This window comes from Niabella hirudinis (assembly GCF_051201075.1).
Lineage (GTDB): Bacteria > Bacteroidota > Bacteroidia > Chitinophagales > Chitinophagaceae > Niabella > Niabella hirudinis.
The window spans coordinates 1-24,319 of sequence record NZ_JBPEHJ010000011.1 but is presented as its reverse complement, the minus strand read 5'-3'; the positions used below and the strand labels follow the sequence as shown (position 1 = coordinate 24,319).

The window sequence follows — 24,319 nt, the reverse complement described above, 5'->3', positions numbered from 1 at the left end:
AGTGATCTTTAGATGCCGAAACAAGTTCGCACGACAAAATGGAGACTTTTGATACAACCTCTTTATAGGTCAATATCCTGATTTTTTAAATCATCTTCACACTTCTTTCCACAAAAGAAGTCAGATCGGCGCCGGTCAGCATGCCCTGGGCCAGCAATGCCAGGTCAAATGCCTGCCTTGCCAGTGCCTGCCGGGCATCTGCATTGCTCTCTGCCAGAATCTTTGTAGCCAGCGGATGGTTGGCATTAACGGCCACCTTGTATTTATCCGGCATAGCGCCATAAAAACTCATACCACCGCCCATGGCCGCCATATCCTTCATGCGGCGCATAAACTCATCCATGGTAACGGTAACCGGCATGGCTTCCGCAGAAAGGGTTTCTACATTTACCTCCATACCTGGTTTCGTAATGGCTTTTTCAAAAACTTCTTTGATCTCTTTGGTCTGCTCTTCCGATAAATTGCTGGAGATGGTTTCTCCTTTATCGATCAGTTTTTCAAGAACGTCTGCATCCACCCGTTTGATCTGGGTTTTTTCCAGGTCGCGCTCCAGGTGGCTGATAAAATGATTGTCGAGCGGGCTATCCATCAGCAATACATCATAGCCTTTTTTATTGGCAGCCTGGATATAGCCATCCTGTTTTTCTGCATTTGGTGTATAGAGGTATACCAGGTTGTCGTCTTTATCTTTTTGGGCAGGGGTTACCTTGTCTTTATATTCGCCCAGGGTATAGTATTCTTTCTTTGTGTTACCCAGCAATACAAAGTCTTTGGCGCGCTCCCAGAACTTGGGCTCGCTGATGGCGCCATATTTTACAAACACGCCGATATCACTCCATTTGGTTTCGTAGCCGGCGCGGTCGGTTTTAAACAGCTCGGCCAGTTTATCGGCCACTTTTTTGGTGATATAGGTATTGATCTTTTTTACATTACCGTCCGATTGCAGGAAGGAGCGGGATACATTCAGCGGGATATCCGGTGAGTCGATTACGCCATGCAGCAGCATCAGGAATTCCGGAACAATATCCTTTACTTCATCGGTGATAAATACCTGGCGGCTGTACAGTTTGATCTTATTGCGCTGCAGCTCAATATCGTTTTTGATCTTGGGAAAATACAGTACCCCGGTCAGGTGGAAGGGGTAATCCACATTCAGGTGAATCCAGAACAGGGGATCTTCGCTCATCGGGTACAGTTCCCGGTAAAAATTCAGGTAATCCTCGTCCTTCAGTTCGCTGGGGGCCTTTGTCCAGATGGGTACACCGGTATTGATAATATTGGGTACCTCAACGTTTTTATATTTGGGTTTGCCTTCTTCGTCTTCGCCATCGGGTTCGCTTTCTGTTCTGGTACCAAACTGAACCGGAACAGGGAGGAATTTTGCATATTTGTTCAGGATACTTTCGATGCGGTGCTCTTCCAGGAAATCCAGGTTTTCATCGTTTACGTAAAGGATCACATCGGTACCCCTGGTGGTGCGGTTGCCCTCGCTGATCTCAAATTCGGTGCTGCCATCGCAGGTCCATTTGGCCGGCTCCGCGCCCGGCTGAAAACTCAGGGTCTGGATCTCCACACGGTCGGCTACCATAAAGGCTGAGTAAAATCCAAGCCCGAAACGACCAATGATTTCCGAGGCGTCCTTTGCTTCTTTGAATTTTTCCATAAACTCCTCCGCACCGGAGAAAGCGATCTGGTTGATGTATTTTTTGATCTCTTCGGCGGTCATCCCGATCCCGTTATCGGAAATGGTGATGGTTTTTGCTTCTTTGTCCAGCTTAACGGCTACCAGCGGCTCGCCGATCTCTCCGTTGAACTGGCCCAGGGATGCCAGGCGTTTGGCCTTTTGAATAGCATCTACAGCGTTGGAAACCAATTCCCGAAGAAAAATTTCGTGGTCGGAGTAGAGGAATTTCTTAATAATCGGAAAAATATTCTCCGTATGAATGGAAATGGAACCTTTTTCTTGTATCATAGTTCGTTGAAATTTTTTCTTTATACATCAAATGCAATACCATCGCGGGGAGGAAGGTCATTTTGTCAGGTTAAGGGCAGGTTCGAGGTTTAAAGTTTAATGTTCCAGGTTAAGTTCCGTTTGATACTTGATAATATAGGCTGAAAGTTAGACGCCTGCCTCAGTGTGGACGTTTTTGGGGAGCTGGGAGACTGGAGGGGCGAGGGGGATTTTGTTCCATGTTAAGGTTCAATGTTCCATGTCAGATCCGGTTTCATACTCGTATATTTATTGACTATTAACTATTGCTCATTGACGGTTGCCTGCGCTCAGTCGTTGACCGGATACACGGATAACCGAAAACTGATGGCTGTGAGAAGGGCTGATACTTGATGTAGAATCTCCAACGGAGGAAAGAACCCGGAACTGTTAAGGCATATCCATTTTCACATTTTCACATTTCCACATTTTCAAATCTTCAAATTCCCCTATATTAACTTTCCCTTATTTATCATCGTTGATAGCGGCCTTTAAAAATAAAAACGATTATTTTGTAATATGAATCCAGTATCCCGCTTTATTGCTGTAATAGCATTGGCTGTTATGATGGTTCCCGGTTTTTGCCAACCCGGGGTGCAAGAAAAGAAGATCCTGCTCCCCAATGGCTGGTCGCTGACGCCCGCCGGCACGCAGGTACCCCTGGGCGATCTTCCGCTGAACCTGGTGATTGGCCATAACCGGCGTTTGGCAGCAGTTACGAATAATGGTCAGAGCACACAAACAATTGACCTGATCGACCTGGTGGCAAAGAAAAGAGTAGATAGCATCGTGATCGCAAAATCCTGGTACGGACTGGCTTTTAGTAGCAATGACCGGTACCTGTATGCATCCGGCGGTCATGATAATATTGTAAAGCGATATGAAATACAAAACAACCGCCTGGCTTTAAAAGATTCTTTTGTCCTGGGCAAAAAATGGCCCAACCGTATTGGCACGGCGGGGCTGGATGTGGATGATAAAACCAGTAACCAGCTTTTTGTGGTTACCAGGGAAGACAGCAGTCTGTACATATTTGACCTGGCTACAAGAAAGGTGAAAAGTAAAACCGGTCTTGGATCAGAAGCCTATACCTGTAAACTATCGCCCGACCGGAAAAAATTATATATCAGCGTTTGGGGCGACCGGAAATTACTGGTATGGGATGTAGTCGCACAAAAGATCACCGCCACCATCGCCACGGGCAACCATCCCAACGAAATTTGCATCAGCAAAAGCGGCAGATTGTTATACGTGGCCAACGCCAATGATAATTCTGTGTCGGTGATCCATACTGGAACCAATAAAGTGATCGAAACATTAAATGCCGCACTTTATCCCAATGCACCCAGCGGCTCTACCAGCAACGGGGTGGCGCTTTCAACTGATGAAAAGACCCTGTATGTGGCCAATGCCGATAATAACTGCCTGGCCGTTTTCGATGTATCGGTTCCTTCAAAATCGGTTTCCAAAGGATTCATCCCGGTAGGCTGGTATCCCACCAATGTAAAAGTACTGGGAAAACAGATCCTTGTTACCAATGGTAAGGGAATGTCGTCAATGGCCAATCCATACGGCCCCAACCCGGTGAATAAAAAAGAAGTGGTATTGCGGCATGCCGGCGATAGCAGTCGCCCGGCCAGGGTACAATATATTGCCGGGTTGTTTCGTGGTACTTTAAGCTTTGTCAATACGCCTGAACCGGCACAGCTGGCGGTATACTCACATGCAGTTTACCAGAATACGCCGTATTCAAAAGATAAGGAACTTACAGCCCAGGGAGAAGCGGGAAACCCCGTACCCATGAAGGTAGGCGCGCCTTCCCCCATCAAACATGTTTTTTACGTAATCAAGGAAAACCGCACGTATGACCAGGTACTGGGAGATATTACCCGGGGGAACGGCGACAGCAGTCTCTGTCTGTTTGGTGAAAAGATCACACCCAATCAACACAAGATCGTAAACGACTTTGTATTGCTCGATAATTTTTATGTAGATGCGGAAGTAAGTGCGGACGGGCATAACTGGAGCATGGGCGCCTATGCCACCGATTATCTTGAAAAGACCTGGCCCTCCAGCTATGGCGGCCGTGGCGGTACTTACGGCGGGGAAGGAGAGCGTAAGATTGCCAACAACCGGGATGGATTTATCTGGGATCATGCGGCGCGAAACAAGGTGTCGTTCCGTACCTACGGAGAATTTGTAGATAATGGAAAAGCAAAGCTGGATGTGCTTAAGGGACATTTTGCCCGTGGATATACGGGCTACGACCTGAGTGTGGCCGATACCACCCGTTTCAGGCAATGGAAGCAGGACTTTGATTCATTGGTGGCGGCAAATGCGCTGCCCCGGTTAACAACAATTCGTTTTGGTAATGATCATACCGAAGGAATGCGTGCCGGCCGCAAAACACCTTTTGCACATGTGGCAGACAATGATCTGGCCGTGGGAATGTTTGTGGATTATATCAGTAAAAGCCCCATCTGGAAGGAGTGTGCCATCTTCATCCTGGAGGACGATGCCCAAAACGGGCCGGATCATGTGGACGCGCACCGGAGCACGGCCTATGTGATCAGCCCCTATGTAAAACGGCGGTCGGTAGATCATACCATGTATTCCACTTCCGGCATGCTGCGAACCATTGAGCTGATCCTGGGGATGCCACCCATGACGCAATATGATGCGGCTGCAACACCCCTGTGGCGTTGTTTTACAGCCACTCCCGATCTCACTGCATTCGATCATCTGCCGGCAAATATTAACCTGCTGGAACGCAATCCTGCACAGGGAAAACTGGCCGTCTGGAGCGAACAGTTCGACTGGTCTAAGGAAGATGCCGTTCCGGACCTGGTGTTTAATGATATCCTCTGGATGGGCATCAAAGGAACCCCGGCGCCTTCTCCGGTACGGGCCGCGTTCTTAAAATTCCCGGAAAAGAAAAAGGAAGCAGACGATGATGATGATTGATGCTTTGTGGCTATATCCTTTCCGGAGCACCCACCCGTTCTTTCACCTTTTTCAAAAAGCGCAGTGTTAAAAACAATGCCGAAACGGTAAGGCCTACGATCAATCCCAGCCAGATGCCTACGCCACCCATATTAAAATGAAAGGCCAGCAGGCATCCGATTGGAATGCCCAATACCCAATAAGCGATTGCAATAAAAATGGTGGGCACGTTTACGTCTTTGATGCCCCGCAGTAAGCCGGCGCTAATGGCCTGGATGGAATCAGAGATCTGGAAAACGGCCGCCAGCAACAGGAAGGTAGCGGCAAGGGACAGTACTTCCGTATTACTGTTAAACAGGTGCGGGAGCTGGTTACGCAGCAGCATAAACAGCAGGCAGCAGAAAGACCCATAGATCAGCGCCAGCATAATGGTGCTTTTGCCGATCACGGAAATGCGTTTCAGATCCTTTGCCCCAAAGGCGGTACTTACACGGATGGAACCAGCCTGCGAAAGGCCCATCGATACCATAAACGTAAACGAAGCGCAGCTCAATGCAATCTGGTGTGCCGCTTGTGTAGTGGCATGGATCGTACCCATCAGAATGCCGGAAACGGCAAAGGCACCCGCTTCCATCCCGATCTGGAGACTGCTGGGGATCCCAATCTTCAACAGTTGCCGGAACGTAGGGCCATTCAGTTTCCACTGGTTCTTTGCAACGGCAATATAGGGCCTGAACACGCGGTGGTTCAGGATCACTACGGTCAGGGCAACAAAAATAGCCGTACGCGTAATAAGCGTGGCATAACCGGCGCCGATCAATCCAAATTCAGGAACGCCCCAATGCCCGTAGATGAATACCCAGTTGAGGAGCGCATTCAGCGGTATGGCGGCTATGGATAACACCATAGCTGTTTTGGTATACTGCAGCCCGTCTGCAAATTGCTTCAGGGTCATAAACAGGATCATGGGTATAATGGAGAGGCCCATAACCCGCATCAGCGGGGCAGCATAGGCCACTACCTCCGGATCCTGGTCCAGGTGATACAGTACTTCGGTACCTGCAATAATAGCCGCCGCAATTACGATAGCAGCAAGCGTACAGAGAATAAACCCGTTGTAGAGATAATGTGAGATCAGCTGACGATCGTATTTCCCGTGGGCCAGCGAAACCATCTGAGCCACAGAAATGGTAACGCCGATCCCTAATACAAAAGGGATATTGATCACATTGAGTACCAGCGCAGCGGCGGCCAGCTCCTTATATCCCAGCGCTCCGATCATTGCGGTATCTACCAGGTGCAAAGAGATCTGCGCAATTTCGCCAAGAATAATGGGGAATGCGAGCAGTAATGTATTTCTGGCCTCTTTCTTGTAATTCATAGACGGGCAAAATTAGCATTCGCAAACGAGGGATCACATTTAAACGGCATAATTTTTTATACTTTCGGGAATCGGGTATCGAGAATCGAGGATCCAGAATCAAGAATCCAGAATTTCTCATCTCACTTCTCAAATCCCGATTCTCAACGCTTCAACAATGAATAATGAAATACGATCGGCAGAAGCGGTAAAAGCCGCACAACTGAGAAAACACAAGGCCCTGGCCACCGGTTTATTCTTACTGATGACGCTGGTGTTTCTGGGTTGTGTATACCTGTTAAAGACCCGGACAGATGTATGGATCGGTTATGTAAAAGCTTTTGCAGAGGCCGCCATGGTGGGCGCCCTGGCCGATTGGTTTGCCGTAACGGCCCTGTTTCATCATCCCATGGGATTGCCCATCCCACATACCAACCTGATCGAGAACAGCAAGAAAAGCATCGGCGATAACCTCGGCAGTTTTGTGGTGACCAACTTTCTGAATGCGAAAACGTTGCGGCCTTATATCAACCGGCTCGAATTGAGTACACTTGCTGCTGCATGGCTCATAAAGCCGCAGAATGTGCGGCTGCTGGTAATGGAGGCTTCCCGGTTACTAAAGCGCATGATCGAAACTTCGGATACCCCGATGATTACCGGGTTTATTGCCCGCAAGGCCGGTGAGCTCCTGGATGGAGTACGGTTAAATGAGGTAGTGGCAAATGGTCTGGAATTGATTGTGGAGCGGGGCGATCATGAACGGGTACTGAACTTTGTATTGGGGAAGGTGCGCAACTATGTGGTCGAAAACGAAGCACTGGTGAAGCAACGGGTAAAGGAACAAAGCCATTTCCTGATACCGGGATTTGTGAACAATTATATTGCAACAAAGCTTACTGTGGGTATTGCCACCTATTTGCAGGAGATCGAAAAGGACCCGCAGCACCGGATCCGGAAGGATTTTAACAGGCAGCTGCTGGTATTTACCGGGGTATTAAAAACAAGCCCCCAGTGGCAGCGCGACCTGGAAGCATTGAAGAGGGATCTGCTTACGCATCAAAAGTTGGAGCAATATGCGGAAACTATATGGGAGCGGCTGCGGTTGCAATTGCTGCAGGATCTTTCTGCAGAGGATTCTGCATTGCGCCGGTATTTTATAAAATCAGTGGAAGAACTGGCAGCCAACCTTCAACAGGATGCCGAAATGCGTGCGAAGATCGACCGCTGGGTCCGTTATAACGCCTACTCTTATGTTCTGCGCAACACAAAGCAGGCCGGCGTCCTGATCAGCAATACAGTGGGCAACTGGGAAGGAAAGGAACTGAGCAATAAACTGGAGCTGGAAGTGGGAAAGGACCTCCAGTTCATCCGCATCAACGGTACATTGGTAGGGGGACTTGTGGGTTTGCTGATCTATGCAATCAGCAGGTTGTTATAGCCCCGGAAAAATGAGGTGGCAGCAAAAATAATAAGAGATAAGAAGGGGCGATACCAATATCGCTGTCCGGTGTAATTTAGAGCCATGGAAATTGAAACTTTCTATCCCCGGGAAGAACGCTTAAAAACATTCATTGAGTATTATTACTTCGTAAAATCGGATTCACCGGATTTTAATGCGGAGTATTATGCTTTTCCCAATACCTGCCAGGCGCTCAATATTCACAAAGACATTGAATATTCCATTGATGCGCAATCATCTGCCCTGTATGACTTTACAAAGGCAACACTTGCGTTCTTCCCGGGGTATGCTAACTTTTATTTTGATCCGGTTATTTTGGTGGGTATTGAAACAAAGAACCGGCATTTCGAGTTTTTACCCAAACATGTAAATACAACTCCGGGCCGTCAAAATTATTTAAAAGCGGGTGGAGCCGATACACTGGCACTCAGCATCGAAAAGGAGATTAAGCCCTTAATTGAAAAAAAATACCGTACAAATGGATTTACAATAGGTATCGGACATTCCCTGGGCGGCACCTTTGTTACGTATGCCATGCTTCAATACCCCAAAATCTTTAACGCCGGAATTTGCATCAGTTCCAATTATGTTTTTGACAATGAAGCGATCTTTTCGCTATATAAAGAAGCGGCCCAAAAGGACAGGCTTGCTGACCGGTTTTTATATATTGGATATGGCAATGGGGATGAAACCGAAGAGAAATTTAAAAAAAGTACGATTAAAATGGGTGAACTGCTAAAGCAACAACGCATCCCCAACTTTAATTACAAAGTAGACGGACTGAATAATAACAGTCATTCAACGACACCGATGGAGGGCGTTTTTAAGGGCCTGGTATTTATAAATGATTTTATGAACCTGCCGTATGAAAAGTATCAGCCTTTTCTTAAAGCCGACAGCTCCGGAGATCTTGTTGCGTATGTAAAAGCGTATTTTGAGCAACAGAAATTAAAAACAAAAGCGCCGCTCCCGGGCATTGGAGAACTTAATACCATCGCTTATAATATTTTTTCAGCCGGCAAAAAAGAGGAAGCCATCCGGCTTTTGGAATGGGCCGTTTTACTTTACCCGGATAATGCAAACCTGTATGACAGTATGGGCGAAATGCTGGAAAGCACCGGAGATCTCAAAAAAGCAGCAGATTGTTATAACCGGGGACTTTCCATCATTAAAGCTCAAAAGGATCGGCTATCGGAGCAGACCTATACCTCTAAAATAAATTGGTTTCATAAACGGCTTGCTGAAATTCATAAACGATAACTGTTCGCGATGTGGCCAACATAACAACAGTCTTCTATGGACTTTTGGCGTCAGCCCCCGGCAGGCACCGGTATCTGTTACGGCTTCTTTAAATGATACGCTTTTGGCCTGGTAAAAGCTCTTAATCCCGAATGGGACAGCGTGGCGCCAAACCCCGAATGTTTTCGGCCGCTCCAGGGCAATGCAGCACTTACACGGTCGCAACAATTCCAATACCCCGTTCCGGCATCTACCTGTTGCAGAATGGCGGTGGCGCGTTCCGGATTACTGCTGTATACCGCTGCGGTAAGTCCATATTCTGTATCCTTCATCTGTGCAATAGCGGCTGCATCATCCTTTACCTTCATGATGCCGATAACCGGGCCAAAGGATTCTTCCCGCATTACGCGCATATCGCCGGTGACATGGGTAAGAACGGTAGGCTGAAAATAATATCCCCGGCCATCCGCCTTTTTACCACCGGTACGCACCTGTGCCCCTTTCTGAACGGCGTCGGAGATCTGGTCTTCCAGCAGTTGGATCTGATCTTTACGGGTGAGCGGACCAAAATAGACGCCTTCCTCTGTTGGGGCGCCGGTTTTCCAGGAGCGCAGTTCCTTTACAAACGCATCCACATAGGCGTCGTATTTGTTTTCATGTACATAAATGCGTTCAACGGAGCAGCAGCTCTGTCCGTTGTTATAAAACGCGCCGTCTGCGGTGGCAGCTGCTACAGCAGCAACATCTGTCACGTCGTCTGCTACATACAATGGATCCTTGCCGCCCAGTTCGCACTGGCAGGGTACCATCTTTGCCGCCACTTTATTATAAATAAAGTGACCGGTCTTATAACTGCCGGTAAAATAATAACCGTCGAAGGGCATGTCTAAAATGGCGGCGCCCACACTGCCGGGTCCAATGGCTGTCTGAAACAAATCGGCATTGAGTCCGGCTTCTTTCCACAGCCGTTCTATTTCCAGTCCTGTAAGCGAAGCATATTCCGAGGGTTTATATAAAACGGCATTGCCTGCCAGCAGGGCGGGTACAAAAACGTTAACACCCACCAGGTAAGGATAATTCCAGGCAGAGATATTGGCGATCACGCCCAGGGGCTCATATACGATCCGCTCTTCCATATCGGCTGTTTCGTTCATGAGCTCATCACCCAGGTATTTTGCCGCATTTGCCGTCAGCCAGCTGATGCGTGCAATGGCGCCCCGGATCTCGTTGGCCGACTGGGTGAGGGGCTTTCCTACTTCGCTGGTCAGTATCTGCGCAAGCGTGTCACTATGGGCTTCCAGCAGTTCACTGAATCTTTTTACCACCGTAATCCGGTCTGCCAGGGCGCGCGCCTGCCAGGCGGGCTGGGCCATTTTCAACCGCTGCCATTTTTCCTGCAGGGTTTGTGCGTTGTCTTCTGTAAGCGTTGCGATCCGCTCTTCCGTGGCGGGGTTAATTACGTCCATGTATTATTTGCTTTGTATAGCTTCCAAAAACTTTTTTCGTATGCCGTTTGAAGGCGGCGTTTGTTCCAGTCCGAAATGATACATTCGTTCCGGGTGCCACTGTACACAGAGGAGGAAAGCATGACCGGATGTTTCCATGCGTTCTATGGCTTCGGCAACACCATCCGGTGCTGTGGCGGTGATCTGTAAACCCTGTCCCAGGTTGCCGATAGCCTGGTGATGAGCGCTGTTTACGGCGCTTTGTTCGGCTCTGAGCGCTTCATGCAGGATGCTGCCTGCTTTAATGCGGATGCCATGCACTTTGTCCAGGTTGTCTGCCACTTTATGTACTTCATTCTTTGAACCCAGGTCCTGTGCCAGGGTGCCGCCATAAATACAGTTGATCAGCTGCATACCCCGGCAAATGCCCAATACAGGTATGTTTTGATCCTGCGCCTGCCGGAAAACTGCCGTTTCAAATGCATCCCGTTCTTCCTGAAAATGATCCGGGGCATTGGGATAACCGGCCTTAGCGGAGTAATATCCGGGTGCAATATCAACACCACCGGATAGTACAATGCCATCGCAGACGGCTGCAGCATCCAGGTTGTCCAGCTCTGCAGAAAGGGTCACTACCTCAATGGTATCATCACCTTTGAGCCAGTTGGCATAATTGGCATGTTTGAGCTCCGATCCGGTATATGTTAATCCAATCTTCATCTGTTTACAATGCTTCGAGGTACAATTGTTTGAAGTTTTCCCTGGATACAGGTTTGGGGTTATTAGGATGTGCAAAGTCTGCAAGAGCAAGATCAGTTAGCGTCTCTATGTGTTCTTCCTTAACACCGATTGCTGATAACTTATGCGGAATGTTTATGGCCGTATTGAGCTCAAACAGGTAGTCCACTACATCCCTGCCATCTGTTCCCGCCAGGTCTAAAGCTGCTGCAATTTTTTTAAATTTCGGCTCCTGCCCCTCAATGTTAAACCGCATGCCATAGGGCAGGTTTACGGCATTGGCCAGGCCATGGTGCGTATCCAGCAAAGAAGACAGGGGGTGTGCCAGTGAGTGCACCACACCCAGTCCTTTTTGAAAAGCCACCGCGCCCATCAGGGAGGCAATCAGCATCTTACTCCTTGATTCCAGATCCGGGTTTTTAACTGCCGTTGTTATAGACCCGCTGATCAGCGAAATGCCCTGCAAGGCAATACCATCGCACATAGGATGCTCCATGTTTACCAGGTAGGCTTCCAGATTATGAGTAAGGGCATCCATACCGGTGGCGGCGGTAATGGCGGGCGGAATGTCCATCGTGAGTAACGGATCGGCAAACACCACTTTGGCCAAAAGCTTTGGTGAAAACAGTATTTTCTTTTGATGGGTTTCATCATCAGCGATGATGGCGCTGCGTCCTACTTCGCTGCCGGTACCGGCCGTGGTGGGAATGGTAATGAAATGCGGCACATCATTGGTTACATATACATCTCCGCCAATAAGATCATCGTACTTAAACAGGTCTTCGCGGTGCTGTACCCGCAGCACGATGGCACGGGCCACATCCAGTGCGGCGCCACCTCCAATGCCGACGATGGCGTCCCGTTGTGTGGCATCATACGCATCCGTTCCCTTGTACACATCCGATTTTACGGGGTTTTTGTGGATATCATAAAAAACTTCCACGGAGATTTCCCCGGCCCGGAGTGCTTCTGTGATCTTCCTGAAAAAATCCAGCTGCGCAATCACCGGGTCCGTTACGATCAGCGGGTTTTTAAGCCCATTCTTCTTTAAATAGTCGCCCAACTCGTTACTGGCTCCCGCGCCAAAGCGGATGGTGGTGGGGAAATTGTATTGGTAAATTTTGTCAAATGCCATGGTATTGTAATCTGATTCGTGTTATATTTTTGTATTGAAAACCGGTACTACGGGCACCTCGCAATAATTTTTTTAGCAAGGGCCTCAAACTCTTCACAGCCTCCTTATATTATCTCAAAATATCGTCTCATTTCCCAGTCAGTCACCGTTTTTAAGTGTTGTTTCCATTCCCATTCGCGGGTGTCGGTAAAATGCCGGGTAAAGGCTTCGCCAAATAGCTCGCGGGCCAGGGGCGCGTTTTTCATAGCAGCCGTGGCCTGTTCCAGGGTACGCGGCAGCACGCCATAAGCGGTTTCGAGATACCCATTGCCCGTTTGTGCGGGCTGGGTCAGTTTGAGTTTGTGCCGGATCCCGTACAGGCCCGAGGCAATGGCCGCAGCCATGGCCAGGTAGGGGTTTACATCGGCCCCAATCACCCTTGTTTCCAGTCTGCAGGCGGTGGCGCTTTGCTGCAGCACCCGCAGGGCTACAGTACGGTTGTCAATACCCCAGGTAAGCGTGGTGGGCGCCCAGGCTCCCTCTACCAGCCGTTTATAGCTGTTAACAGTGGGTGCAAACATCGGGAGTATAAAAGGCAGGCAATGCAGCTGGCCGGCGATGTACTGCCGGAATATTGGGCTGATCTGCTGTTTGTCTTTTGCGTCAAAGAACACATTCTTTTTACGGGTTTTGTCCAGCAGGCTCTGGTGCACATGCCCGCCGCAACCGGGGAGGGTTTCATCGATTTTTGCCATAAAGGTTGCCATGATCCCATGCCGGTACGCAATTTCTTTTACCGCCGTTTTAAAGAGCGTGGCCCGGTCGGCCGCCGTAATCAGGCCGGCATATTCAATAGCCGCTTCGTAGGTGCCGGGGCCGGTTTCTGTATGAATGCCTTCCAGGGGAATGTCAAACCGACGGAGATCTTCAAAAAGATCGGTAAAGAAGCTGTTTTTCAGAGCGCTTCTCAAAACCGAATACCCAAACATTCCCGGCGTAAGCGGCGTAAGGTTCCGGAATCCTTTATCGGCAGCGCTTTGCGGCGTTTCGGAAAAATTATACCACTCAAATTCCTGTGCCGCAACCGGGTGGTATCCCATCTGCTCTGCATCATGGCACACTTTTTTTAACAGTTGGCGCGGACATACCGCTGCCGGCGCTCCCTTGCTGCTGATGATCTCGCCGAGGAAAAAGGGAAGATCGTTTTCCCAGGGAATTTTCCGAAACGTGCTGAGGTCAATCCTTGCGGGTGCATCGGGGTAGCCGGTTTGCCAACCGGTATAGTTGCCGTTGTCGTACGCCACATCAGCGGCGTCCCAGCCAAAGATCACATCGCAGAATGAAGTGTCTTTTTCTGCGATATTCAGGAATTTTTTTGAGGAGATGTATTTACCGCGTAAAATACCATCGATATCCACGTAGGCAATTTTTACTTTACCGGATGTATGGTTTTTTACGTATTGCAGTATTTCTTTTATTGTCATGCTGATGGCTTGTAGAAAATGCGGAAAAGAATATATCCTGTTAGCAGGATGCCGGTATAAAGCATTGCCAGGTTGAAATTGTAAATGGTTATTGCTATAAAGGAGATCATTGCAAGCACAAGCGCTACCACCGGAAACAACGGGAATAACGGCGCTTTAAACGGGCGGTGCAGATCCGGCTCCCGGCGGCGCAACCGGATCAACGCGATCATCGAAATAATATACAATGTAAGTGCACCAAAGACAGAAAGGATAATGATCTCGCTGGTTTTGCCCGTGAGCAGCGCAATAATCCCGATAACCATATTGGCCAGGAGGGCCGTGGAGGGCGTTTGAAACCTGCGGTTGACATGCCCCAGCCATCCGGGGGCAAAGCGGGCCCTGCCAAACTCAAAAGTGGAACGGCCGGCGGCTAAAATGATTCCGTGAAACGAAGCTACAAGTCCAAACAGGCCAACGGTGATCAGCATGTGGTATAAAAAATCATTGCCGGCTACAATATGCGAAAGAGCGAGGGGTAGCGGAGAATCAGAGGCGGCGCCTTCTTTTGTATATACAACCGCTTCCCAGCCGGCAACGCCTACAGAACTGATGAAGGTGAGGATGCATAGCAGCACCAGCGTAAGAATGGCAGAACCAAAACCCTTAAAAATAGTCTTTTGCGGATTCTTTGTTTCCTCGGCTACATTGGCCACTCCTTCAATGCCCAAAAAGAACCAGATAGCAAAGGGGATACTCGCAAAAATACCCTGCCATCCATTGGGCAGGTTATTTTTATAAAGATGTTCCACCTGAAAATGAGGAAGCGTTATGCCCGAAAATAATAAAAGCTCTCCCACAGCCAGGATGGTGATGATCAGCTCAAAGGTTGCGGCCGCCTTTACACCCGAAATATTAAGCGCTGTAAAAAAGATATAAGCGGTTATGGCAATAGACAGGATAGAAAGCTGCGGAAAGAAGAGGTTGAAATAGGCGCCGATAGCAAAAGCGATGGCAGGTGGGGCAAAAATAAATTCGATGTTTTGCGCCATTCCGGCAAAGAAAGCCCAGTCTTTTCCCAGGGTACGTTCTGCATAATCAAAAGCACCGCCGGCCCGCGGGATGGCACAGGCCAGCTCCGTATAACTGAAGGTAAAAGTAACATACATCAGGGTTATGAAAATGGTGGCCAGCCCCATGCCCAGGGTGCCCCCTTTTTCAAGGCCCAGGTTCCAGCCAAAGTACATTCCTGATATTACATAGCCAACACCAAGCCCCCAGAGCATGGTGGCGTTGAGCGATCGTTTTAATTGATTGGGTTGACCCGACATCTTCTTTTTGCTAATATAATTTAAAAGTAAATATTATATTAAGATTTAGTGCCTGTTTAAAAAAAGATTTGTCAGGATACAGTTCCCGCAGCCTTCACAAAGGGGTGCAGATTTAAAATTGGTATTTCTGCCCAATTCGCGGGGATCTGCCGGAAATAATGATTATTACTATATTTTGCGAGCTCATTTTTAAACTGTTTCTGGTGGTAAAACATTTTTTAATAGTTTGTACATTCGCCGCGTGGTAAAGGAACAGGAGCATTCCGCTTAAAAATAAATCAGTATGCAGATCAACGAAAAATATACAGAGGTGGTGTTTGAAAATGTAGACGAAGCCGCCGCCGAAACGATCATGGCCCTTTTGGCAGACCGGGCCGATGGATTTGAAGAGGGCCATCATTTATTAAAAGCCTTCTTCAGTGGAAACAGGATTGCCGTTGAAGAACTGGATGCGATATGCCGGCCGTGGAACATCGGATACACCATACAGGACCTGGAACCGCAGAACTGGAATGCCTTATGGGAATCCAATTTTGACCCGGTGGTGGTAGAGGATTTTGTAGCCGTCCGGGCATCTTTTCATCCGCATTTTACGAATGTGGAGCATGAGATCCTCATCAACCCCAAGATGAGCTTTGGTACCGGTCATCATGCCACCACCTGGATGATGATGCAGCAGATGCGGCAGGTTGATTTTTCCGGTAAACAGGTTTTTGATTTTGGCACCGGTACCGGCATTTTGGCTATTCTTGCCGAAAAACTGGGTGCCCGTCAGGTATTGGCTACCGATCTTGACGAATGGAGCATTCTGAACACGAATGAAAACATAGCGGTTAACGGCTGTTCCCGGGTTACCGTGCAGCAATCCGACAGCGCGGTACAAAACGGCATTTATGACGTAATCCTTGCCAATATCAATAAAAATGTTTTGATGGAAACCATCCCCCTCTTAAAGGCGCAACTTACCCCCGGCGGAGTACTCCTGTTGAGCGGCCTGTTAGCTGCAGATGAGGCCGAAATTGTAGGCCGGGCGGTAGCTGCTGGTCTCCATTTCGTTGGTAAGACGCTAAAAAACAGTTGGTTATGTATGAGGTTCTCTGTTTAAAATGTTGTAATAATGTTAAATAATTATTGAGCGCCGGTTAGTTTATTATCGCTATTTTTGTAGTTCACTTAGTCCAATATACATGAATTATGTACTCCTCTTTTTAATGGCGTATTGTTTGGGAAGTATTCCTACAGCTGTTTGGGTAAGTAAAGGTTTTTTTGGTATTGATATTAGGGATTATGGCAGCGGCAATGCCGGAGCCACTAATACCTTCAGGGTATTGGGCCCGCGTTGGGGTTCTTTTGTGATGGTTTGCGATTCGCTCAAAGGATTCCTTGCTGTAAAGCTTGCATTGTTCCTTCCGCAGTTTGCAGATAACGATATTGCATTTTTAAATATCCAGCTGATCTTCGGGATCGCAGCTGTGCTGGGTCATATTTTCCCCGTTTGGGCTAATTTCAGAGGTGGAAAAGGGGTGGCTACCCTTTTTGGGCTGGTGATTGGCATAAGCCCCTGGACGGCCCTGGCCTGCTCGGGTATTTTTCTGCTGGTGCTTTACCTGACGCGGTTTGTATCGCTGAGTTCGATACTCGCCAGCCTCGCCTTCCCGATTTTTATATTGGTTATTTTTAACGTTGATAACCACTTTTACAGGGTCTTTGCGGTTGCAGTGGCCCTGCTGGTGATCCTGACGCATCAAAAAAATATCGGACGCATCTTTAAAGGTGCAGAAAACAAAGTGCCGATTTTTAAGAACCGGGACCGGAGGAAGCAACGCGGCCGGTAAAAGGCCGTAGCAGTCCGCTCCGGCTAAATGCCAGTGGCTCAATACCGGGTGCCAAAACTAAATGCAATGGTGCTGAAAACTAATTGCCTGGGATCTCCGTCAGATTTTGGTACAAAGATTGTTTATTTGCAAATTAAAATCCTTAACTATGATTAAAAACTTATTCATCTTTCTCGTTGCTGTGGCAACCGGGGCCGGGTGTTCTACCAATGCGATCACCGGCCGCAGTCAGATGAAATTACTGCCGGAATCAGAACTGCAGCAAATGGCTGTAACGGAATATCAAACCTTTCTCTCTTCCAATAAAGTAGTTACTACTTCCAATAACCGGGATGCGGAGATGGTGAACCGGGTAGGGCAGCGGATCGTTAATGCCGTTACGGCGTTTTACAAACAGAACAATTTAACCAAGGATCTGGATGGATACAAATGGGAAACCCGGCTGGTACAAAGCAATGAGGCCAATGCCTGGTGTATGCCGGGTGGTAAAATTGTGGTATATACCGGCCTGCTACCGATTACGCAAAACGAAGCAGCATTGGCCAATGTAATGGGGCATGAGGTTAGCCACGCCTTGTTTGGGCATACCAACGAGCGCATGAGTCAGACGGTGGCCGCCCAGTATGGCGCCAATATACTGGATGCGTTTATGGCTAACAAATCATCCGCCGGTATGCGGCAGGTATTTGGAACTGCCGTAGGCCTGGGGTCACAGGTAGGCATCCTGGCGTTTTCCCGCAAGCAGGAACTGGAAGCCGATCATTATGGTATGATATGGGCTGCTATGGCAGGGTATAATCCCCAGGAAGCAATCGGGCTATGGCAGCGGATGCAGGCCCAGGCACAGGGTAGCCGGCCACCGGAATTTCTGAGCACCCACCCCGGTCCCGAAAGGAGAATTGAGCAGCTGCAAAAATTTATGCCGCAGGCGATGAGTTACTACAAGCCGATAGGGAAATAAATTTAAATAAATATTTAATATGTAATGCTCTTGCTTTTAATTAAGCAGGAGCATTTATTATAAAAGCTTGTGCGAAACCTTAATTTTTCGTACTTTTGCATTTTAATTGATGGATCTTGTTTGCTAATTGAGTATTTAAGTCAGATTTTTTAATAAACCCCTTCAAGTTCTTATGATTCAAACAGTGTTCGAAAAATTACAGTACGCAGAAGAAAAAAATCTCTTAATCCAAGGACTCCCTTCATCCATAGAAAAACAATTCAGTAAATTATCGTTTGCCAAAAACATGACGCCCCTGTTGAGGTCAAGAAAACTTGATTTTGCGCTGGTGTTTGCTGTGAATGAAAACCAGCTGAATGGTATTTTGAACGAGGTGATGCCTTCCCTTAAAGAGAATACGAAATTTTGGGTGGCGCATCCAAAATCAACTTCTAAGATCGTTACTGATCTGAACAGGGACCGGAGCTGGTGCCAACTTACCGATAAGGGTTATGCCGGGATGGATAATGTGGAACTGGATCACGTGTGGACGGCTACGCGGTTTGAAAGATGCTGTGAAACAGAGCGCGACAGCGCCGCCCGTGTTAAAGGTAAAAGAAGGGCCGAATTGGTTTAAGGTTTCCGGGTCGTTAAAAAAAATAGGTAAAGCCTCATCCTGCAGCCGCAGGATGAGGCTTTGTTGTTGAGATGAGGGAGCCGGAAATATACAGCGCCAGGTACATCAACTGACTACAGACAGGAACTTGTATGATAAAAATCAATCTTGCCGCCGGGCAGGTGCGGTATCTTGTTGCCAGATAATGATCACTTAGGATATTGTGTATTTGGAATGCATTTGCATCTTTTCAGCGCATTAGAGCGCGCGATAAAAATACTAAAGGGCTACCTATGTTGGGGTGGTAATTCTTTGCTGCCCCTTTTTGTTTACCTGTACGCTGGTGCCGCCAGTATCAGGGTCCAGTAATTTCCGGAGCGGGCAGCGCCAATCCCGGTTGCACTTTGGCTCATAATATTTCTGCAATGTTGGGGACTTTGCAGCCAACTTTGAATCACTTCACTGATGCTGCGTTGCCCCAGGGCAATATTCTCGGCAACAAAACCCCAGCGATAGCCGGAGGCCGCTACTCTTTTTTCGGGCGTCATTCCATTGCGCCCGCGATGGCTGAGCTGGCCGCTACGCTGCATGTAACTGCTATGCGCTGTTGCGGCATGCTCCAGCTGGTTATTCCAGATTACCCCAGGTGCTGCCGGGTATTTACGGCCGCCGCAATTGCAGCCTCTTGCCCTTATGGCGTTGATCTGTTTCAAAAAGCTTCCGCTGCTGAAGCCGGTTTCGCCGGAATACTGTTTTTTTTTGACGGAGGCGCAGGAGCCGGTAAGAAACACAAGTACAAAACACAAATGGGCGGCACTGAGCAAACGGCGGGGCATGATGATATTGTTTGTTTTATGTAATAGATCCCTGGTCAAACTTTATGCCACAGACAACTTTTGTTTATGACATTTATGCTAAAGATGCCCTTTTTAGCACAGGGACAAGGTTTATTGGTTTCCGCTGTTTTGCCGGTGCTGGTTCCTGTAAATAAGCCGGTTTCCTTTTATCAGCAGCTTTAAGGTTTGTCTTTTTAAGGAAATGTGCACCTGTTTGTCTTCACTGGCATTGCGGTTATGCTTATAGGCCGTCATAATATTTTTATAGTTAACCGTTCCTACCACTACCTGGTTTTGATCAACCACCGGAAGCAGGTCCATATCAAACTGGAGCATGATCTCCACCGCAGTTTTAAGTGGGTCATTAACACGCACCCAGGCCGATTTTCGCTTGATCAGCGTGCCGATCTGTTTGTCCGGTGCATGATGTTCGCTCCGCAGGCTGGAGGAGCTGATAACGCCCCTTAAGGTATCATCAGTGCCTGTTACAATAAAGTAGTTGGCATGATCGTCCTGGTGCTGATCCAGCCAGCTTTTGACGTCTGCAACCGGGTTGTCATCGCTGATCAGGAGCGCATCGTGGTTCATAACATCTTTTACATGGTATTGTTCCAGCACATCCGGGGTGTAGGTCACCGGCGTTTTTACGCCACGGCGCGCGATCTTCTCCGTCATAATGGTATGTTCCATCAGGTAGAGTGAAATGAAGTAAGCGATGGAACAGGCTGCCAGCAAGGCCAGCAGGGCATTGACCTGACCGGTGGTTTCCAGCGCAAAAAGGATAGAGGTGAGCAGTGCCCGGGAAGCGCCTGCGAACATGGCGGACATGCCGATCAGTGCAGCCAGGGAAACCGAAATATCCAGCTGGGGAAAAAGGAGCTGCATGGCCATGCCGGCAAGCGCCCCTGCTGCTCCACCAATGGTAAGCAGGGGGGCCAGGGTTCCGCCGGATGTGCCGCTGGATAAAGCGATGGCCCAGGACAGGAATTTAAATACAAAAAGCAATGCAATCACTTTTAAAGAAAGGCTTCCGGAAAGCACATTGGTTATATTATCATAACCAACGCCCAGCGTATTGGGGTGAAAGTAGCCAATAATACCCACCGCTAACCCGCCAATAGCGGGCCACCACATCCAATGAATGGGCAGGCGTTCAAAAAGCGCCTCCATCCAGTAAACCAGCTTGGTTACTGCTACGGAAAGCAGTCCGACCAGGACTCCCTCAATGCTGTAAAGAAACAGGGCCGTGTTTGAAGGCGTTCCAATGAGCTGATCAATGGCAAAAACAGGACCGCCGCCAAACAGGAAATGATGACCTGCCGCACCTGTTATACAGGCAAGCGCTACGGGGAAGATAGCTGCAGCTGAAAATTCGAACAGCAGGAGTTCGATAGCCAGGAAGATAGCGGCGATAGGACTTCCGAAGATGGCGGACATGCCCGCGGTTGCCCCTGCAGCCAGCAATACCTTACGCTCCTGGTGCGAAATCTTCAACAGCTGCCCCAGGGTGGATCCCAAAGCACCGCCCGTGGCAATGATGGGTCCTTCTGCCCCAAAAGGACCGCCGGTGCCAATAGCAACGGCGGAAGACAGGGGTTTTAAATAAGTAATGGTCGGTTTTATTTTGCTGTTGTTGGTCAGGATCTGCTCCATCGCTTCGGGGATACCATGCCCCCTGATGGCCCGGGAGCCAAACAGGGCCATCAATCCCACAATGATGCCGCCGATTACGGGTATGATGATTACAAAAACACCTAAATGATTGCCCTGGGGAGCTGTATGGGCCAATGAAAAACTGCCGTAGAAGGAGAGGTTGGTAACCAGGTTTATCAGGTATACCAATAGCTTGGCAACCAGGCTGATCACCATGCCAATACCCACGGCCAGCAGGGAAATAAATACCAGCCGGTTCTTTCTTGTTGAAGGCCTGCGTTCCATGTGCTCGGATTCCAGTGTGGATTGCAGTGAAGTAGAAATAGGAATGCTCATAGTATGTTGATATCAAAAGAAGGCGCAAAAGTATGATTTATATCATGATTTTAAGCAAAAAAGGAAGGCTTTCTGCCGGTGCGGCCTTTTTTTTGATGGTATTTTTTATTTTTGGACGTTATGAAAAGAAAACAGGCAGAAAAAGCCGGGAGCAATATTCTTTACCGTTACTGCATTCCCGAATGGCAAACAGCGGTTGATGCCAGCAAGGAGCTGCGGGTTGTCAAAAAAGGACAGCCTGTTTTTTTGGAAGAGGAAATGGTGCGGGGTGTTTTTTTTATAGATGCAGGCAAGGTGAAGATTCACCAGCGCTGGGGCAGCGAAAAGGAACTGATCATCCGGTTTGCAAAAGAAGGCGATATGCTCGGGTACCGGGGGCTTGGGAAAGAAAAAGTGTACCCTGTATCGGCCACTGCATTGGAAGACACAACGCTGATGTATCTTAATATCCGGTTCTTTGAAGCTACGCTGGAAGTAAACCCCCGGCTCACTTATGCCCTGATGGATTTTTATGCCAATGAACTGGAGGCTACGGAGCGGCGGGTACGTAATATGGCGCATATGGAAGTGAGGGGGCGCATCGCAGAGGCGATCCTGATGCTTAAAAAAGCCTTTGGCGTTAACGAACTGGGCTTTATCGACATTAAACTTACCCGGCAGGATATGGCCTCCTACGTGGGAACTACTTATGAAACGATTTCCCGGATGATGGGTGAGCTGGAGACGGCAAAGCTCATCAGTACCAGTGGTAAAAATATCGCGCTCCTAAATGAAAAAAAGCTGGAGCAGCTGTTTTAGCGCTTCACGTTTCACATTTCATGTCTCAAGGTTTCAAGGTTAAAGGTTTCAAGGTTGTGTTCCGGTGTATACGCTATTTTCATCTTTCCTTATTTCTTAACCATTGTTTTTGTTTCTAAAAAATGTGATTTATATCATACTTTTGTAAAATGGAAACAAAAAAATATGATAACCATATCTATAAACCGCTGATGGCCGGTTTATTTGCGGGCTACATCGCAACTGTTTTTAACCTGGTATTTGATGTATTTTTCCGGCAAAAGACGGACTTTCCGCTCCATGAGCTGATCAATGTATCAACGATTATTTTTGCAACTCTTTTTGCATTACCCCTGGCGGGCATTGCCTTTGCGGCCATCGACCGGCTCTTCCCCAAGGGCGACCGGATCTATATTGTATTATCGACCTTGTTTACGGTGCTTTGCATTTACGGCACCCTGCAGGTTCATCGCTCACCCGACCCGGTGGTAACCACCCAGTTTCAGCACCTGCTGTTGGGAATGGTGATCATCTCCGGTGTATTTGCAACCATTGGTGTGCCCTGGTTGGTAAAGCACCAGGATGTTTATATGTAGGAATACTTCGTGTGCTAATTGCCAATAAGAACCACGAAGACAGGAAGACTCAAAGAAACACGAAGGAAGGTATGATCTTAGTGCCTCTTGGTGCCTTTGTGGCGGAAAAGAACCACGAAGACAGGAAGGCGCGAAGACGCACCAAGAATGGCGTTGCAGGCTGATCGTTAAGAAATCTTCGTGTTACTTAGTGGCTTAGAGCCTTTGTGGCGAACCGGCTCCATGGCAGAAAACTTAGTAATGTGCAAAATCCACTTCGTATTTTCCATGGATCCGTTCCATCGGCGGATTGTAGTATCCATACTTTAAATGTGGGAATTCTTCACGGATCAGGTCCATCAGTTGTTTCACACCCATGAACTCACCGGTCTCGCTCACCCCTATCTTTCCCAGGTACCAGTCCGGGTCAATATTGAAGTTGCGCCATTGGATCATCTTCAAATCGGTTTCCCGGATCAGTTTTCGCAATGCTTCGTATTCGGCAATGCTGTCGGTCATTCCGGGAAAAACAAAATAGTTGATCGAAGTCCAGCCACCGAAACTGTTGACTACTTTCAAACTTTCCACAATATCTTCAAACTGGTAATTGTTGGGGCGGTAGTACGGCATATAGATCTCACTGCGGGCGCTGTTGGTACTTACGCGGATGGAATTCAGGCCGGCTTCGCACAGGCGTTTCACGGCATCCGGTTTTGATCCGTTGGTATTAATATTGATGCTGCCCTTTGAGGTATGCTTACGTATTTCGATGATGGCCTTTTCCAGTGTCTCCCACATCAGGAGGGGCTCGCCCTCGCAGCCCTGTCCAAAGCTGATGAGGGGGTAGGGCGCGGTTTCCAGGTGCGGCACCGTAAATTCCACAATTTCTTCCACCGTTGGTTTGAATTGCAGGCGGTCCTGGGTAGAAACGATCGTTTCCTCATCCGGCTGCAGCGAAATGCATCCCACGCAGTTGGCATTACAGGCGGGCGAGGCGGGTACCGGGCATTCCCAGCGGCCGATGAAATAATTTCTTGCAGCCGGGCAGTGGTAGGTAAGGGCGCAATTATTGGCCAGATGGTTTACCAGGCGGTTGTGCGGATAGGCCTTTGTAAGATAGTCTACGCCCGATTTGACTTTGCTTGCATCAAAACCGGCGCATTCCTGGCGGATATCCTGCTCAATACGAACCGCAGGCACATAAAATTTTTCGTTTTGCCAGGCTACTGCCGTATAACAGAACAGTGGCAGGGTGGGGGCGCCAGGTTTGGTTTCGTAGGCCGCAATATAAAAACCGGTGTGAGCCGGAGGTATAAAGGCCGCTACCGCCCAGCCTTTATCGCAAAGCCGCAGTTCGCCGGTAATAACATCAATACCGATCCCCATCCGTTCGGGCAATTCATAAAGCGAGCCGCCATCCGGCAATTCGATCCAGTCTTCTACTGGTACTGGCAGGGCATCCCATCCGCTGCGACCGACCGCATACAGACTGGTATCTTCAAAAATATTTCCGTTACCATCGGAGTATAAAAGATAAGGGGATGTTGTTAATTGCTGATTTTTCATTGCTGATGTCTGATGTCTGATGTCTGATGTCTGATGTCTGATGTCTGATGTCTGATGTCTGATGTCTGATGTCTGATGTCTGATGTCTGATGTCTGATGTCTG

19 protein-coding genes are annotated in these 24,319 nt (G+C 48.4%); 9 read left to right on the top strand and 10 right to left on the bottom strand.

All coding sequences use genetic code 11. The annotated features are described in order from the left end of the window. Nucleotides 1–85: 85 nt before the first annotated feature. Nucleotides 86–1,972 carry a molecular chaperone HtpG gene (gene htpG, locus GGU45_RS17730; RefSeq protein ID WP_435226999.1) on the bottom strand — a complete coding sequence of 629 codons (1,887 nt, stop codon included), beginning with the start codon at nucleotides 1,970–1,972 and terminating at the stop codon, nucleotides 86–88. Nucleotides 1,973–2,509: 537 nt separating this feature from the next. On the opposite strand from htpG, the gene GGU45_RS17725 reads away from it, so the two are divergent. Further along, complete coding sequence (locus tag GGU45_RS17725; protein ID WP_435226997.1) at nucleotides 2,510–4,954, top strand: alkaline phosphatase family protein; 2,445 nt, start codon at nucleotides 2,510–2,512, stop codon at nucleotides 4,952–4,954. Between the two features lie 10 nt (nucleotides 4,955–4,964). On the opposite strand, the gene GGU45_RS17720 is transcribed toward GGU45_RS17725, so the two are convergent. After that, the gene (locus tag GGU45_RS17720; protein WP_435226995.1) at nucleotides 4,965–6,314 is read right to left on the bottom strand and encodes an MATE family efflux transporter; all 1,350 of its coding nucleotides are present in this window, start codon (nucleotides 6,312–6,314) and stop codon (nucleotides 4,965–4,967) included. A gap of 157 nt (nucleotides 6,315–6,471) precedes the next feature. On the opposite strand from GGU45_RS17720, the gene GGU45_RS17715 reads away from it, so the two are divergent. Beyond that, nucleotides 6,472–7,731: a DUF445 domain-containing protein gene (locus GGU45_RS17715; protein WP_435226993.1), complete on the top strand. Its 1,260-nt coding sequence runs from the start codon at nucleotides 6,472–6,474 to the stop codon at nucleotides 7,729–7,731. Nucleotides 7,732–7,815: 84 nt separating this feature from the next. Further along, nucleotides 7,816–9,012 (top strand): alpha/beta hydrolase-fold protein, encoded by a 1,197-nt coding sequence (locus GGU45_RS17710; RefSeq protein WP_435226991.1) that lies wholly within the window; start codon nucleotides 7,816–7,818, stop codon nucleotides 9,010–9,012. A 77-nt stretch (nucleotides 9,013–9,089) separates the two neighbouring features. On the opposite strand, the gene GGU45_RS17705 is transcribed toward GGU45_RS17710, so the two are convergent. The 5 genes from GGU45_RS17705 to eat form a co-directional block, all read right to left on the bottom strand. Next, nucleotides 9,090–10,457 carry an aldehyde dehydrogenase family protein gene (locus GGU45_RS17705; RefSeq protein ID WP_435226989.1) on the bottom strand — a complete coding sequence of 456 codons (1,368 nt, stop codon included), beginning with the start codon at nucleotides 10,455–10,457 and terminating at the stop codon, nucleotides 9,090–9,092. Between the two features lie 3 nt (nucleotides 10,458–10,460). Then, nucleotides 10,461–11,156 carry a gamma-glutamyl-gamma-aminobutyrate hydrolase family protein gene (locus GGU45_RS17700; RefSeq protein ID WP_435226987.1) on the bottom strand — a complete coding sequence of 232 codons (696 nt, stop codon included), beginning with the start codon at nucleotides 11,154–11,156 and terminating at the stop codon, nucleotides 10,461–10,463. 4 nt (nucleotides 11,157–11,160) lie between these two features. Next, nucleotides 11,161–12,309 (bottom strand): iron-containing alcohol dehydrogenase, encoded by a 1,149-nt coding sequence (locus GGU45_RS17695; RefSeq protein ID WP_435226985.1) that lies wholly within the window; start codon nucleotides 12,307–12,309, stop codon nucleotides 11,161–11,163. 104 nt (nucleotides 12,310–12,413) lie between these two features. Then, on the bottom strand, nucleotides 12,414–13,772 hold the full coding sequence (locus tag GGU45_RS17690; RefSeq protein ID WP_435226983.1) for a glutamine synthetase family protein: 1,359 nt from the start codon (nucleotides 13,770–13,772) through the stop codon (nucleotides 12,414–12,416). Beyond that, nucleotides 13,769–15,082: an ethanolamine permease gene (eat, locus tag GGU45_RS17685; protein WP_435226981.1), complete on the bottom strand. Its 1,314-nt coding sequence runs from the start codon at nucleotides 15,080–15,082 to the stop codon at nucleotides 13,769–13,771. Before eat ends, GGU45_RS17690 begins: the two co-directional genes overlap by 4 nt. Before the next feature lie 283 nt (nucleotides 15,083–15,365). Here eat and prmA point away from each other — a divergent pair, with 283 nt between their 5' ends. From prmA to GGU45_RS17665, 4 genes are all read left to right on the top strand, one after another. Continuing rightward, nucleotides 15,366–16,187, top strand: a complete 822-nt coding sequence (gene prmA / locus GGU45_RS17680) for a 50S ribosomal protein L11 methyltransferase (protein ID WP_435226980.1) — start codon at nucleotides 15,366–15,368, stop codon at nucleotides 16,185–16,187. A gap of 82 nt (nucleotides 16,188–16,269) precedes the next feature. Beyond that, nucleotides 16,270–16,917 carry a glycerol-3-phosphate 1-O-acyltransferase PlsY gene (plsY, locus tag GGU45_RS17675; protein ID WP_435226978.1) on the top strand — a complete coding sequence of 216 codons (648 nt, stop codon included), beginning with the start codon at nucleotides 16,270–16,272 and terminating at the stop codon, nucleotides 16,915–16,917. A gap of 148 nt (nucleotides 16,918–17,065) precedes the next feature. After that, nucleotides 17,066–17,878: a M48 family metallopeptidase gene (locus GGU45_RS17670; RefSeq protein WP_435226976.1), complete on the top strand. Its 813-nt coding sequence runs from the start codon at nucleotides 17,066–17,068 to the stop codon at nucleotides 17,876–17,878. Nucleotides 17,879–18,176: 298 nt separating this feature from the next. Continuing rightward, nucleotides 18,177–18,494: a hypothetical protein gene (locus GGU45_RS17665; protein WP_435226974.1), complete on the top strand. Its 318-nt coding sequence runs from the start codon at nucleotides 18,177–18,179 to the stop codon at nucleotides 18,492–18,494. A gap of 308 nt (nucleotides 18,495–18,802) precedes the next feature. Here GGU45_RS17665 and GGU45_RS17660 read toward each other — a convergent pair whose 3' ends face one another. Further along, nucleotides 18,803–19,309: a CAP domain-containing protein gene (locus tag GGU45_RS17660; RefSeq protein WP_435226972.1), complete on the bottom strand. Its 507-nt coding sequence runs from the start codon at nucleotides 19,307–19,309 to the stop codon at nucleotides 18,803–18,805. Nucleotides 19,310–19,420: 111 nt separating this feature from the next. Then, on the bottom strand, nucleotides 19,421–21,298 hold the full coding sequence (locus GGU45_RS17655) for a chloride channel protein (protein WP_435226971.1): 1,878 nt from the start codon (nucleotides 21,296–21,298) through the stop codon (nucleotides 19,421–19,423). Nucleotides 21,299–21,418: 120 nt separating this feature from the next. On the opposite strand from GGU45_RS17655, the gene GGU45_RS17650 reads away from it, so the two are divergent. Together GGU45_RS17650 and GGU45_RS17645 are read left to right on the top strand one after the other, a co-directional pair. Further along, entirely contained in the window at nucleotides 21,419–22,096 is a 678-nt protein-coding gene (locus tag GGU45_RS17650; protein WP_435226969.1) for a Crp/Fnr family transcriptional regulator, read from the top strand. A 149-nt stretch (nucleotides 22,097–22,245) separates the two neighbouring features. Further along, nucleotides 22,246–22,671 carry a DUF6069 family protein gene (locus GGU45_RS17645; RefSeq protein ID WP_435226968.1) on the top strand — a complete coding sequence of 142 codons (426 nt, stop codon included), beginning with the start codon at nucleotides 22,246–22,248 and terminating at the stop codon, nucleotides 22,669–22,671. Between the two features lie 234 nt (nucleotides 22,672–22,905). On the opposite strand, the gene GGU45_RS17640 is transcribed toward GGU45_RS17645, so the two are convergent. Next, entirely contained in the window at nucleotides 22,906–24,216 is a 1,311-nt protein-coding gene (locus GGU45_RS17640) for a radical SAM family protein (RefSeq protein WP_435226967.1), read from the bottom strand. Between the last annotated feature and the right edge of the window lie 103 nt (nucleotides 24,217–24,319).

Bases quoted from the DNA above. Each gene is read 5' to 3' on its own strand.
- htpG (WP_435226999.1), bottom strand. From the start codon at position 1,972: ATGATACAAGAAAAAGGTTCCATTTCCATTCATACGGAGAATATTTTT.
- GGU45_RS17725 (WP_435226997.1), top strand. From the start codon at position 2,510: ATGAATCCAGTATCCCGCTTTATTGCTGTAATAGCATTGGCTGTTATG.
- GGU45_RS17720 (WP_435226995.1), bottom strand. From the start codon at position 6,314: ATGAATTACAAGAAAGAGGCCAGAAATACATTACTGCTCGCATTCCCC.
- GGU45_RS17715 (WP_435226993.1), top strand. From the start codon at position 6,472: ATGAATAATGAAATACGATCGGCAGAAGCGGTAAAAGCCGCACAACTG.
- GGU45_RS17710 (WP_435226991.1), top strand. From the start codon at position 7,816: ATGGAAATTGAAACTTTCTATCCCCGGGAAGAACGCTTAAAAACATTC.
- GGU45_RS17705 (WP_435226989.1), bottom strand. From the start codon at position 10,457: ATGGACGTAATTAACCCCGCCACGGAAGAGCGGATCGCAACGCTTACA.
- GGU45_RS17700 (WP_435226987.1), bottom strand. From the start codon at position 11,156: ATGAAGATTGGATTAACATATACCGGATCGGAGCTCAAACATGCCAAT.
- GGU45_RS17695 (WP_435226985.1), bottom strand. From the start codon at position 12,309: ATGGCATTTGACAAAATTTACCAATACAATTTCCCCACCACCATCCGC.
- GGU45_RS17690 (WP_435226983.1), bottom strand. From the start codon at position 13,772: ATGACAATAAAAGAAATACTGCAATACGTAAAAAACCATACATCCGGT.
- eat (WP_435226981.1), bottom strand. From the start codon at position 15,082: ATGTCGGGTCAACCCAATCAATTAAAACGATCGCTCAACGCCACCATG.
- prmA (WP_435226980.1), top strand. From the start codon at position 15,366: ATGCAGATCAACGAAAAATATACAGAGGTGGTGTTTGAAAATGTAGAC.
- plsY (WP_435226978.1), top strand. From the start codon at position 16,270: ATGAATTATGTACTCCTCTTTTTAATGGCGTATTGTTTGGGAAGTATT.
- GGU45_RS17670 (WP_435226976.1), top strand. From the start codon at position 17,066: ATGATTAAAAACTTATTCATCTTTCTCGTTGCTGTGGCAACCGGGGCC.
- GGU45_RS17660 (WP_435226972.1), bottom strand. From the start codon at position 19,309: ATGCCCCGCCGTTTGCTCAGTGCCGCCCATTTGTGTTTTGTACTTGTG.
- GGU45_RS17655 (WP_435226971.1), bottom strand. From the start codon at position 21,298: ATGAGCATTCCTATTTCTACTTCACTGCAATCCACACTGGAATCCGAG.
- GGU45_RS17650 (WP_435226969.1), top strand. From the start codon at position 21,419: ATGAAAAGAAAACAGGCAGAAAAAGCCGGGAGCAATATTCTTTACCGT.
- GGU45_RS17645 (WP_435226968.1), top strand. From the start codon at position 22,246: ATGGAAACAAAAAAATATGATAACCATATCTATAAACCGCTGATGGCC.
- GGU45_RS17640 (WP_435226967.1), bottom strand. From the start codon at position 24,216: ATGAAAAATCAGCAATTAACAACATCCCCTTATCTTTTATACTCCGAT.